This is a genomic window from Nocardia higoensis NBRC 100133, from assembly GCF_000308595.1.
GTDB classification, from domain to species: domain Bacteria; phylum Actinomycetota; class Actinomycetes; order Mycobacteriales; family Mycobacteriaceae; genus Nocardia; species Nocardia higoensis.
Genome location: NZ_BAGA01000112.1, coordinates 48,439 through 61,067, shown reverse-complemented (window position 1 = coordinate 61,067; position 12,629 = coordinate 48,439). Strand labels below are relative to the sequence as shown.

Below are 12,629 nucleotides of genomic sequence, written 5' to 3'. Positions count from 1 at the left end.
GAGAGCTACTCGCCCGCGGGCTACGCCCGCATCCAGGCCCTCGCCCAAGAGCTGGCCGCCCTGCGGGAGCGCAGCGGCCAGCCGCTGACCGAGCTGGTCGCCGACGTCGAACGCACCGTCGGCGTCGGGGTGGAGACCCAGGCCAGGCGCGTCATGCTCGGGACCGGCGCGGGCCGCGAGCATCTCGACGCCTTCGCCGAGGTGGTCGCCGGATATGCCGCCGACCCGCGCGCCTCGCTCGGCGGCCTGCTCGCCTTCCTCGCCGCCGCCGAATCGGTGGAGAACGGCCTGGAACCCGGCGAGATCGAGGTCGCCAAGGACCGCGTGCAGGTACTCACCGTGCACGCCGCCAAGGGGCTGGAGTGGGAGATCGTCGCCGTCCCGCACATCGTGCGCGGAGTCTTCCCTTCCGGCGCCGCCGCGGGCACCTGGCTCGGCGCGCTGGCCGAACTGCCCACCTCGCTGCGCGGCGATCGCGCCGCCGCCGACGCCGCCGAGGGCGTGCCGGTACTCGACCTGTCCGACCTGGCCGATCGCGCCGAACTCGAACGTGCCATCGCCGACCACAAGAAGGCGCTGGACCGACGCCGCCTCGACGAGGAACGCCGCCTGTTCTACGTCGCCCTCACCAGAACCGAACGGGTGCTGCTGGTTTCGGCCCACCACTGGGCCGAGACCGGCAACGAGCCCAAGGGCCCCTCCGATTTCCTCCTCGAACTGAACAACGCCGTGGAGTCCCCGGATTCCCCGGCCTTCGCCGCCGCGCGGATCGCCCGCTGGGACGATCCCCCCGAGATCGACGCCACCAACCCCTTCACCGACAATCCCGCCACCGCCGAATGGCCGCGCGACCCGCTCGGTACCCGCCGCGACCCGGTCGAACAGGGCGCCGCCCTCGTCCGCGCCGCCCTCGCCGACCTGCGCGCGCGCCCGCGCTCGCCTCGTCACGCCCCGAAGCTACCGCGACCCACCGACACGTCCGGCGCCTGCGCGCACCGCCCCGGCGTTCGCGGTGCCCCCGAATCCCGTGCGCGCGCAACATCTCCCGCCGCCGATCGCCTGCCCGGCCCAGGTCTGCGCACCACCGCCGCGTGGCCGGACGACATCCCGCCACCGCCGGACGACGGCCCACCGCAGGATTTCGCGCCACCGCCGGATGACTACGACCTGCCGCCGGACGACTACGACCTGCCGCCTGGCGACTACGACCTGCCGCCGGGCGACGTCGCCCCGTACCCGGACGACCTCGTCCCGCCCACGGACGGCGATGTCGTGCCGTCCGGCGATATGTCGTTGCGTCCGGGCGACTCTGCCTCGTTTCCGGGCGACTTCGTCCTGCCTGCGGGCGGCTACGTCACGCCGCCGGGCGGTCGTGCCCAGTCGCCGGGCGATTCCGGTTCTCCGCGAAGTGACTTCCCCCTGCCGCCGCCGGATCTCGCTCGATCGCCGGACGATCTCGCGCCGCCGCCGGACGACCATCCCCCGGCCGAGGATCGCGTGCGACCCGAGTACACCGCGACACATCCCGGCGATCGGGAACCCGGTCCCGAGGCGGGCGAAGTCCGCACCGAACCCCCCGTCGACCCCGACGACCCCGAGGGCTGGGCGGCGGACGTGGACGCCCTGCTGGCCGAACGCGACGCCACGCTGGCGGCCGAGCGGGAGGTCGAACTGCCGGGCCAGATTCCGGCGACCGCGCTGGTGGAGATGCGCGCCGACCCGTCCCGGCTGGCGCGCCGGCTGCGCAGACCGCTGCCGTACCCGCCGAATCCGCTGGCCCGCCGCGGCACCGCCTTCCATGCCTGGGTGCAGCGCTGGTTCTCCGGGACGCGCTTGCTCGGTCTCGACGAGCTGCCGGGTGCGGGCGTACCGGAGACGGGGGAGGGGGCCGATGCCGAACTCGCGCGCATGCAGGACGCGTTCCTGAATTCGGCGTGGGCGCACCGCAGTCCGATCGACGTGGAGGTGCCGTTCGAGACCTCGATCGCCGGTGTGGTGATCCGCGGCCGGATGGACGCGGTCTTCGCCGAGCCCGGCGGCCGCTGGGTTGTCGTCGACTGGAAGACCGGTGCCGAGCCCGACGCGGGCGACGAGGCGGCGGTCGCCATGCAGCTCGCGATCTATCGGCTGGCCTGGGCGCGGCTGATGGCCGCGCGCCTGGGGGAGAGCGAAAACGCCGTGCTGGAACGAGTCGGCGCCGCCTTCCACTACGTCCGCACCGGCCGCACCATCGCGCCTGCCGATCTTCCCGGCGCGGGCGAGCTGGCCGAGCTGATCAGCGCCTCCGCGCCGCCCCGCACGACCGGGAACTGAGCGGATATGGGGTCTGCGCCATTCCGACGCCGACCGTGCCGCCCCGCACGAACCGGGAACGGAGACCCCGGCTTTCGCGCGCATCACCGGTGTGACAGCCTGTGCGACTCAGCCTCGGGCGACTCGGCCCACTCAGCCCCGCGCGACCTTCCGCGCCGCGGCGATCATCGGGTACTGCAAGGGCAACCGCGCCAGCGTGCCGATCTTGAAGGCCGTCGATGCCGTCGAACTGCCCAGCACATCGGCCGTCATCTGCAGATTGGCCGGGAAGACCGCCGCGAACAGCAGGGCCGCCAACCGCCCGCCGAGGCGCCGGGTGCGCGGCACGGCGAGCGCGGCGGCCACGCCGATCTCGGCCACCCCGGAGGCATAGGTGTAGTCGCGGGCTCTGCCGGGCAGCGCCCTCGGCACGATCGCGTCGAAGAACGAAGGGCGCACGAAATGCAGGACGCCCGCGCCGAACAGCAGGGCGGCCAGGGCGAGCGCTGGTTCGCGGGTCGTATCGGCGGACGCCGTATCGGTGCTGGAGGCCATGGTGGACGAGCCTGCCACCGTGCGGCGATCGCGTCGAGACCGGAGCGGACGTCGTGACCCGGTAGGCTCCGCTTCGTGTGTGGGAGACAGTCGCGCCGGTCGCGGATGACGCCGCGGCGCCAAGGGGTGCACGGTGCTGGGTGATTTCGTCGAGCGAGCCAACCGCGGCGGCTTGACCTCGCGCCCGGACCACACGCTTGTCGGCGTCCTTCGCATCCCCGAAGGCACCCTGAGCCCGTGGGTTTCGCTGACCAGGCGCATCGTCGGCGCGATCGCGCTGCTGTTCGGCGCGGCACTGCTGGTCTACCTCGAACGCGACGGTTATCGCGACACCGCGGGCGGCGAACTGTCGTTCCTGGACGCCTTCTACTACGCCACGGTCTCGCTCTCGACGACCGGCTACGGCGACATCACCCCGGTCTCGCCCGACGCGCGGCTGGTCAACATTCTCGTCATCACGCCGCTGCGGATCCTCTTCCTCATCGTGCTCGTCGGTACCACCATCAGCGTGCTCACCGAGCGGTCCAGGCAGGCGTTCAAGATTCAGCGTTGGAGGCGCGGCGTGCGTGATCACACGGTGGTCGTCGGATACGGCACCAAGGGCAGAACCGCGATCGACGCGATGCTCGGCGACGGCGTGGCGCCGACCGACATCGTGGTCGTCGACACCGATCAGGGAGCGCTGGAGGCCGCGGCCAACGCGGGGCTGGTCACCGTGTACGGCTCGGCCACCCAGTCCGATGTGCTGCGGCTGGCCAGCGTGCAGAACGCCGCCGCGGTGATCGTGGCGGCCAACCGCGACGACACCGCGGTCATGGTGACGCTGACCGCCCGTGAACTGAACAAGACGGCCAAGATCGTCGTCGCGATCCGCGAGGCCGAGAACATCCACCTGCTGCGCCAGTCCGGCGCGGACTCGGTGGTGGTGTCCTCGGAGACCGCGGGCCGGTTGCTCGGCATCGCCACCACCACGCCGACCGTCGTGGAGATGATGGAGGATCTGCTGACTCCGGAGGCCGGTTTCGCGGTCGCCGAACGCGAGGTGGAGCCGAGCGAGGTCGGCGGCTCGCCGCGGCATCTGCGCGATATCGTGCTCGGCGTGGTGCGCGCCGGCGAGCTGATCCGGGTGGGGGAGCCCGAGGTGGACGCCATCGAATCGGGCGACAAGCTGCTCTACATCCGTCGCGCGGGCAAATGATTCGTAACGGCGGCGAATGGGGCACTGCCTTCGTGCCGACCGGAAGTAGTCTCTACACGTGACGTTCCAACTGCATGGTGTGCCGCTGCTGTCCCGCTTCGCCGGAGATCGCGCCGAGACGTTGCGCGCCGACGAGCTCGCGCTGAAAGAGGGCTGGGCCGAAGCGCTGCTGTTGCGCGTCGACAAGCGCGGCCGGATCCGCTTCCTGGACGGTGCGCTGGTGCTGGACGCCGCGATCGAGTTGTCCCCGGAGCCGAGCCCGGCGGCGGTGTTCCTCGGCGTCACCGAGGGCAGGCATCTGTGGGCGGTGCGCTCCGAGGAGCTGGAAGGGCCGCTGACCGACCTGCGGGTCGCCGCGATGGAACTCGACGACTTCACCGCCGGTGTCCTGGCGACCTCGCTCGCCCTGCTGAACTGGCACGACAAGGCCAACTACAGCGCGCACGACGGCTCGCGCACGGTGGTCGCCAAGGGCGGCTGGTCGCGGGTCACCGATGCCGGGCACGAAGAGTTCCCGCGCATCGATCCGGCCGTGATCTGCCTGGTCCACGACGGCGATGACCGGGTGCTGCTGGCCCGGCAGCACACCTGGCCGGTGACGATGTTCTCGCTGCTCGCCGGGTTCGTCGAGGTCGGCGAATCGCTGGAGCGCTGCGTGGAACGGGAGATCCGCGAAGAGGTCGGCGTCGACGTGCGCGACATCAGCTATCTGGGCAGTCAGCCCTGGCCGTTCCCGCGCTCGCTGATGCTCGGCTTCAGCGCGGTCGGCGACCCCGAGCAGGAACTGGTCTTCTCCGACGGCGAGATCGCCGAGGCGCACTGGTTCACCCGCGCGGAGGTGCGCGAGGCGCTCGCACTCGGCTCGTGGGGCGCCAGGCAGGAAGGCGCACGGTTGCTGCTGCCGGGATCCATCTCGATCGCCCGCACCATCATCGAATCCTGGGCCGCGATGGGCTCCTGAGCCGCGCGGTGGGAACGGTCCCGCCGCGCGGCGCCGATCACGCCAAGGCGGCGAGCTTTTCCTTGACAGCGACGAGGGTGGGATTGGTTGCCGTCGAGCCGTCGGCGAACTTCACGGTCGGCACCACATGGTTGCCGTTGTTCACGCTGCCGACGAACTCGGCCGAGGCCTCGTCCTGCTCGATGTCGATCTCCACATAGCTGATGCCGTTTTCCTCCAGTTGCTTCTTCAGCCTGCGGCAGTAGCCGCACCAGGTGGTGGAGTACATCGTCACGGCGGGATTCACTTCGGTCACGAGTGATGCAACGCGCCGCGGTCCGGTCCTGTTCCACATCGCGGCACGATCACAGCGAGGCGGAGGTCACGACATGACGGCGGTGTCGGGCGCAGCTGCCATGATGGACCCCGTGCCCGCACTCGATCTGGACCTCCTCGACGCCGAGCAGGCCGCCGCCGTCCGGGCGCCACGCGGCCCGGTCTGTGTGCTCGCGGGCGCGGGGACCGGCAAGACCAGGACCATCACCTATCGCATCGCGCACCTGGTGGCCGCCGGGCACGTCAAGGCCGATCAGGTGCTCGCGGTCACCTTCACCGCGCGCGCTGCCGGGGAGCTGCGCGGCAGGCTGCGCGCGCTCGGCCTGGGCGGCGAGGCGAACCAGGTGCAGGCGCGCACCTTCCACGCGGCCGCGCTGCGACAGCTCAAGTACTTCTGGCCGCAGGTGGTCGGCGAGGTGCCGTGGCGGCTGCTCGACGCCAAGTTCCCGGTGGTGGCCCAGGCCGCGCACCGGTCCGGACTGTCCACCGCCACCGAGAGCGTGCGCGACCTGCTCACCGAGATCGAATGGGCGAAATCCCAGCTCGTCGCGCCCGAGGACTATCCGACGGCCGCGGCCTCCCGCGGACGCGACCTGCCCTACGACGCGGCGCGCATCGCCGAGGTCTATACCGCCTACGAATCCCTCAAGACCACGGCCGAGGGCCTGCTGCTGGATTTCGACGACCTGCTGCTGCACACCGCCGCCGCGCTCGAGGACTTCCCGGCCGTGGCCGACGAGTTCCGCGGCCGCTATCGCAGCTTCGTCGTCGACGAATACCAGGACGTCACCCCGTTGCAGCAGCGAGTGCTCGACGCCTGGCTGGGCGATCGCGACGATCTCACCGTCGTCGGCGACGCCAACCAGACCATCTATTCCTTCACCGGCGCCACCCCGGCCTACCTGCTCGACTTCTCCCGGCGCTTTCCCGAGGCGACCGTGGTGCGACTGGAACGCGACTACCGCTCCACGCCGCAGATCGTCTCACTGGCCAACCGGGTCATCGGCGCGGCACGCGGGCGCATCGCCGGGACCCGCCTGCAACTGATCGGCCAACGCGCGGACGGCCCGGAACCGGTCTTCGCCGAATACGACGACGCGCCGGCCGAAGCCGCAGCGGTGGCGGTGGCGATCGAACGACTCGTCGCCGCGGGCACACCGGCCGCCGAGATCGCGGTGCTGTACCGCATCAACGCCCAGTCCGAGGCCTATGAGCAGGCGCTGACGGCGCGCGGCATCCCCTACCAGGTGCGTGGCGGGGAAGGCTTCTTCCAGCGGGCCGAGGTCAGGCAGGCCGTCTCGGCCCTGCGTCAGGCGGCGAGCCGCGAGGATCTGCCCGAGGAGGCCGGGCGCGGTCCGGCGCTGGTCCGCCTGGTTCGCGCCGCGCTCGCTCCGGTCGGGCTCACCGCGACCGAACCGGCGGGCGCGCAGGCTCGCGAACGCTGGTCTTCGCTGGTCGCCCTGGTCACCCTCACCGAAGAACTCCTCGCCCACGACGAAGAACTCGATCTGTTCGGTCTGCTGCGCGAGCTGGCCGCCCGCGCCGAGGCCAGGCATCCACCGACCGTCCAGGGGGTGACGCTGGCGTCCCTGCACGCCGCCAAGGGCCTGGAGTGGGATGCGGTGTTCCTCGTCGGCCTCACCGACGGCACTCTGCCGATCGCGCATGTGCTCGCCGACGACGGCTCGGTCGCCGATCAGGCCGCCCTCGAGGAGGAGCGCCGGCTGCTCTACGTCGGCGTGACCCGCGCGCGCGAACATCTGCGGCTGTCCTGGTCGCTGTCCCGCGCCGCGGGCGGCAGGCGCACGCGCAGGCGCTCGCGCTTCCTCAACGGCCTCGTGCCCGACGATTCGCCCGCCTCGCGGATCGCCGCGCCGCCCGCCCGCGAACGGGAGGCGAACCGCCCGCGGTGCCGGGTCTGCGCCAAGCCGCTGATCGGCACCTACGCCACCATGCTCGGTCGCTGCCGCCGGTGCCCGGCCGAGATCGACGCCGAACTGCTCGCCGCGCTCGAGCAGTGGCGTGCGGAGAAGGCCGCCGAGCTGGGGGTGCGGGAGTTCGTCGTGTTCACCGACACCACGCTCACCGCGATCGCCGAGCAACTGCCCGCCGACGATCGCGCGCTCGGCGCCATCGCGGGCATCGGCGCGAAGAAGATCGTCGACTACGGGGCCGAGGTCCTCGCAATCGTCGCCTCGAGAGTGAAGGCCTCGAGAGTGCATGCCGCGCAGGCGTCGGGAAAGCCTGTCGCGCGGAACAAATCGGCCACCGAATCGGGTCGGGCTCGCAAAACCGCAGGTAGAAAATAGGTTGTCGGTTCCGACGACATTGCCTATGGTTGTTCTACGCACCGGGAGGGTATCCCGGCGCGCCGGTTTTCGATTCGAGCCGGAATCCGACTCACGCACGGAAGGGAGGCAGGACCAATGAACGGCAGCTCCGTTTTCACCACCGGTGGCACAGCTGTCCTCGGCGTCGTGTCGGCCTCCCCGCGTCTCACGCCGCTGGGGACCGGTATGTCCCCTGAGAGCGCGATCGTCGGCGCTCTCCGCCAGGACAAGCCCGGCGCAGGCTGGCATCGGCCCGTCGTTGTTTCCGCATCCGACGTCGCCGCAACCGACGCCTTCGCAGCAGCAGACGCAGCTGCCTTCGACATCGTCGCCTACGGCGCCGAAGCCGAGCCGCAGCACATTCTGCCGCAGGCACGCCCGCGCAATGCCCACCCAGCGACCGTGATCAGGAGTCGACACCGAAGTCGACCCAGGTAGGGGCCCTCGGCCCCGTCCTCCCGGCCACGGATCGCACGACGCGAAACCGTGGCCATTTCTCTGTTCCGGCCCTTCAGCCGGCGGCCTCCGGTTTCGCACCGACGAATACGACTGCCGCAAACAAGCTGAAGGAGAACGACGTGTTCACCGCAGAGCGACTGACCTCCGTCCCTGCTGACGTGACATGCCGGACCGAGACGGGGTTCGTCCCCGCCCGCGACGTCGCGACCGTGCTGCCGTGCCGGGTCGAGGACCCCGACCTCTGGTTCGCCGAGAACCCCGCCCAGTTGGAGCAGGCCAAGACGCTGTGCGCGGCCTGCCCGATCCGCAAGGGCTGCCTGAGCGCAGCCATCGACCGGCGTGAGCCGTGGGGTGTGTGGGGCGGTGAGATCTTCGACCAGGGAGTCGTGATCGCGCGCAAGCGTCCACGCGGCCGTCCGCGCAAGGTGGCGGTCCCGGCGTGAGCCGAGGCCGTGGGCGCCCTCCCTCCGTGCACTGCGGCCCGGTCCCGCGCCGGGGACACCGGGTCCAGCTACGCGAAAGCGGACCAGCCGCCCATCCGAGTTTCGGATGGGCGGCCGGTTTGCGTTGTCTCGCAGGATGATCAGCTGGCGGAGCGGTTCTCGCGCAGGCCGGGCAGCCAGGTGTAGGCCAGTCCCATGAACGGCACCTCGGCGTCGAGCTGGGCCAGGATGCCCACCGAGCCGCCGAGCACCCGGAAGATCATCACGTACTCGGCCGGAAGCTGCAGCGCCCGAGCGGTTTTCATCTCCGCGCTGGAGAAATCGGTCGCCTTGCCCGCCACCCGTTGCATCCAGCGCCGGGTGAAGTGGAAGGAATCGGTGCGGATCGGGTCGGAGAACGGCCGCAGGTAGTCGGCGATCTCCTGATGGGTGACCTTGCGACCGGGCAGCACCCACCCGTTCTCGTACATCAGCTCGGTGAGCGCGTCGTACTCCTCGTCGACCGCCAGTGCCAGCATCCGCCCGAGCACCTCGGGGAAGCCGCCGGGCAGCGGCGCGCACGCGCCGAAGTCGATGACGGCGAGCTTGTCGTCGGGCAGCATCATGAAATTGCCCGGATGCGGGTCGGCGTGCAGCAGACCCACCGCTTCCGGTGAGGAGAAGTGGAAGCGGCCCATCAGCAGCGCCACCCGATCGCGCAGCGCCTTGGTGCCCGCCGGATCCTCCGCGCCGGCCTTGATGATCGCCGAAACCGGTGTGCCGTCGAGCCATTCGCTGACGATCACCTTCGGCGCGCCTGCCACCACCTTCGGGATCACGATCTCGGGGTGTCCTTGATAGGCCTTGGCGAAGGCGCGCTGATTGGCGGCCTCGTTGCGATAGTCGAGCTCTTCCTCGGTGCGCTCGGTGATCTCGGCCAGCATCGGCTTGACGTCGGCCCCGGGGATCACCGAGGCGAACAGCCCCGACATCCGGTTCAGCGTCTTCAGATCCGCCCGCAGCGCCTCGTCCGCACCGGGGTACTGCACCTTGACCGCCACCGTGCGGCCGTCCGACCACACCGCCTTGTGCACCTGCCCGATGCTGGCCGAGGCGGCCGGGGTGTCGTCGAAGGACTGGAAACGCTGCCGCCACTGGGTGCCCAGCTGCTGGTCCAGCACCCGGTGCACCGTGGCCGCGGGCATCGGCGGCGCAGCGGCCTGCAATTTGGTGAGTGCGTCGCGGTAGTGCTCGCCGAACTCCTCGGGCACCGCCGCTTCCAGCACGCTCAGCGCCTGCCCGAACTTCATCGCGCCGCCCTTGAGCTCCCCGAGCACGGTGAACAGCTGCTCGGCGGCCTTCTGGTTGAGCTGGGCGTTGATCTCGGACTTGTCGCCCCCGGCCAGCTTCCTGCCGAATCCGACGGCGGCGCGCCCGGCGATGCCGAGCGGAATCTTGGCTAACTTGGCGTTGCGGGACGAGCCACGGCGCACGATGTCTGACACACCCCCATCATGGACGACGGACCCGCGACCGTGCCACGAGTATCGAACTATTGCCCGGTGGAGCGACCTGTCCGGTGCGTCACGTGGCCCGCCCCGGCGCTGCGCCTCTGCGCCGGGGCACCCTCCCGGTCGAGACATCGATCACAGCTTCACCCGGTGGATCCGGAGGCAACCCGACCGTCCGCGCGGGAGCCGTTCAGGTCGCGTAGGCGGCGCCGATGCGGCGGCAACCGCAGCGTGGATGGGGCTCCCAGTAGCGATGCTGGAGCTGGTGTGAATCCAGGTCGAGCTCGAGGGTGGTGTTCAGCGTGGCCGGGCAGCGGTGGGTGGAGCACTCCATGATGGCCTCGAGTTCGGTGAGGGCCAGCGCGGCCGTGGCGGCGATCGCCGCGGGGGAGGCGTGGCCGACGCGGTCGAGCAGTTGGGCGGCCAGGTGCGGCCAGTCGGCGTCGTAGTCGGCTTTGATGAGGTCGGCGCAGCGCAGGCAGCTCGTCTCGCCGGGGAGCACGAAGGGGCCGATCACACCCTTGCCGTCGCGGACCCGTACCTGCAGATGCGGGATGCGGTTGACGACCAGGTCGGCGACCAGGCGCGGGTCCACCACCACGGTGTCGGTGAGCACCACCAGGTCGACCCGCTCGCGAGGCTTCGGCGCGTCGGGGCGGTAGGAGCGGGATCGGGTGGGTCGGACGCCGAGCCCGCGCAGGCCCGTGGTGATCGCGTCGGAGAGCGGGCCGATCCCGTGCACCCGCACGGCGGTGATCTCGTAGCGCGGCTCGCGCGGCGGTTGCAGCAGCCCGGCGGCCTCGATCTCGTCGAGCAGTTCACCGGCCCGTCCGGCGGTGAGCCCGTGACTGTCGGCCTCGGCGCAGATCTCGGCGCGACTGTGCAGGCCGTCGAGCAGGCGCAGGAAGCCGAGGACGGCGGCGGTGTCGAGACCGGGCGGATCGAGCAGCATGGCACGCTCGGGATCCCAGCCCAGCTGGACCACCCCGGAAGGGCGCACCAGCACGGTCACCCGCGGATTCAGCAGTGGGCCGAGCGGGCGTGCGGTCGATGTCGTCATGCCCGACAGTATGCGCACGACAGGCCGTGGCCTGTGACCCGAAAAGCATAGTTATCCACAGCTTTTCGGGTTGTGCACAGGACAATCGATCAGGACTTGCCGGTGTCCTCGTCCTCGCCGGTGCTCTCGCCCTTGCCCTCTTGTCCGGCCCGGGCCTCGCGCTCGGCGCGTTCGCGGGCCTCGGTCTCGGCCAGTTGCGCGATCGGGTCGTCGAAAGCGGCTGCGCCGCCGCCGATCACCGAGTCGATGAAGCCGGCAGGGGAGTCGAGGTCGTCGGAATCGGGCAGCAGATCGGGATGCGCCCAGATGCCGTCACGCTTCTCCATGCCGGCGTCCGCGGTGAGCCTGCGCCACAGTTCGGCGGCTTCACGCAATTTGCGCGGGCGCAGTTCGAGACCGACCAGGGTGGCGAAGGTCTGTTCGGCGGGACCGCCGGTGGCGCGACGGCGGCGCAGCGTCTCGGCCAGCGCGCCCGCCCCGGGCAGCCGGTCGCCGAGCGCCTCGCCCACCACGATCTGCACCCAGCCCTCGATGAGAGCGAGCAGGGTTTCCAGGCGCTCCAGCGCGGCCTTCTGCTCGGGCGTGGTCTGCGGCTCGAATGTGCCCTGCGACAACAGTTCTTCGAGCTTGGACGGGTCGGTCAGCGACATCGGATCGATGTTCTGCGCGGCCTCCTCCAGCGCGGAGAAGTCCATGGTGATGCCGCGCGCGTAGTCCTCGACCGCGCCGAGAACCTGCTGGCGCAGCCACGGGACGTGCGCGAACAAACGCTGATGGGCGGCCTCGCGCGCGGCGAGGAACACCAGGATCTCGCTTTCGGACTGTTCGAGCCCGGCGCTGAACTCCGAGATCGCCGCGGGCAGCAGTGCGGCGGTGCCCGCGGGGCCGAGCGGCAGGCCGATATCGGTGGAAGTCAGTACCTCCTTGCCGAGCTGGCCGAGTGCCTGGCCGAGTTGTGAACCGAAGGCCAATCCGCCCATCTGACCCAGCATGCCCACCATCGGACCCGCGAGTTCGCGCGCCTCGGGCGGCAGCTGCGAGGTCCACATGCCGGAGACCTGCTGAGCCACCGGATCACAGAGCCGCTGCCAGGTCGGCAGGGTCTTCTCGATCCAGTCGACCGGCGTCCAGGCCACCGTCCGGTTCGCGCCCGCGGGCAGGGTGGTGGCGCCGTCGAGCCAGAGCTCGGCCAGGTGCGCGGCGTCGGCCACGGCCTTGACCGCACCCTGGGAGACCGGGCCGACGTCCTTGCCCAGCTGCTGGCGGGCCAGGCGCTTGGCGACGTCGTAGTTCACCGGGCCCGACTGCGCGCCGCCGGGCGCGCCCATGCCGCTGAGCATCTGGCCGAGCGAGGTGAGCATCTGGCCCAGCTGGGCGGGATCGAAGCCCGCGCCACCCGGTCCGCCGACGGCGAAGCCGAACGGATTGTTCGCACCGGGACCGAAGGGCTCCTCGCCGCGCTTACGCGCGTCGTCGTCATCGTCGCGGCCGGAGAATCCGAACGGGGAGTCACTCATACCCACCAC

At 70.8% G+C, this 12,629-nt stretch carries 10 protein-coding genes; 5 read left to right on the top strand and 5 right to left on the bottom strand.

Annotated features, from left to right (window positions below; genetic code table 11):
• The coding region (locus tag ON26_RS34665; RefSeq protein ID WP_245545927.1) for a 3'-5' exonuclease at positions 1-2,313 on the top strand (2,313 nt) is incomplete at its 5' end.
• Between the two features lie 132 nt (positions 2,314-2,445).
• On the opposite strand, the gene ON26_RS20690 is transcribed toward ON26_RS34665, so the two are convergent.
• The gene (locus tag ON26_RS20690; RefSeq protein ID WP_040797868.1) at positions 2,446-2,847 is read right to left on the bottom strand and encodes a DoxX family protein; all 402 of its coding nucleotides are present in this window, start codon (positions 2,845-2,847) and stop codon (positions 2,446-2,448) included.
• A gap of 133 nt (positions 2,848-2,980) precedes the next feature.
• Here ON26_RS20690 and ON26_RS20685 point away from each other — a divergent pair, with 133 nt between their 5' ends.
• On the top strand, positions 2,981-4,045 hold the full coding sequence (locus ON26_RS20685; RefSeq protein WP_040797867.1) for a potassium channel family protein: 1,065 nt from the start codon (positions 2,981-2,983) through the stop codon (positions 4,043-4,045).
• 58 nt (positions 4,046-4,103) lie between these two features.
• Positions 4,104-5,006 (top strand): NAD(+) diphosphatase, encoded by a 903-nt coding sequence (gene nudC, locus ON26_RS20680; protein WP_040797866.1) that lies wholly within the window; start codon positions 4,104-4,106, stop codon positions 5,004-5,006.
• 37 nt (positions 5,007-5,043) lie between these two features.
• Here the strand turns inward: nudC and ON26_RS20675 are convergent, their stop codons facing one another.
• Positions 5,044-5,340: a mycoredoxin gene (locus ON26_RS20675; RefSeq protein ID WP_051027302.1), complete on the bottom strand. Its 297-nt coding sequence runs from the start codon at positions 5,338-5,340 to the stop codon at positions 5,044-5,046.
• A 61-nt stretch (positions 5,341-5,401) separates the two neighbouring features.
• Here ON26_RS20675 and ON26_RS20670 point away from each other — a divergent pair, with 61 nt between their 5' ends.
• Positions 5,402-7,630, top strand: coding sequence for an ATP-dependent DNA helicase UvrD2 (locus ON26_RS20670; protein ID WP_281032404.1), 2,229 nt, complete (start codon positions 5,402-5,404; stop codon positions 7,628-7,630).
• 638 nt (positions 7,631-8,268) lie between these two features.
• A complete protein-coding gene (locus tag ON26_RS20665; protein ID WP_051027301.1) occupies positions 8,269-8,553 on the top strand; it encodes a WhiB family transcriptional regulator in 285 nt (94 codons plus the stop codon).
• Between the two features lie 140 nt (positions 8,554-8,693).
• Here ON26_RS20665 and ON26_RS20660 read toward each other — a convergent pair whose 3' ends face one another.
• From ON26_RS20660 to ON26_RS20650, 3 genes are all read right to left on the bottom strand, one after another.
• Positions 8,694-10,037, bottom strand: a complete 1,344-nt coding sequence (locus ON26_RS20660; protein ID WP_040797864.1) for an ABC1 kinase family protein — start codon at positions 10,035-10,037, stop codon at positions 8,694-8,696.
• Positions 10,038-10,233: 196 nt separating this feature from the next.
• Positions 10,234-11,103, bottom strand: a complete 870-nt coding sequence (locus tag ON26_RS20655) for a hypothetical protein (protein ID WP_040797877.1) — start codon at positions 11,101-11,103, stop codon at positions 10,234-10,236.
• An 89-nt stretch (positions 11,104-11,192) separates the two neighbouring features.
• On the bottom strand, positions 11,193-12,620 hold the full coding sequence (locus ON26_RS20650; protein ID WP_040797863.1) for a zinc-dependent metalloprotease: 1,428 nt from the start codon (positions 12,618-12,620) through the stop codon (positions 11,193-11,195).
• Positions 12,621-12,629 lie beyond the last annotated feature (9 nt).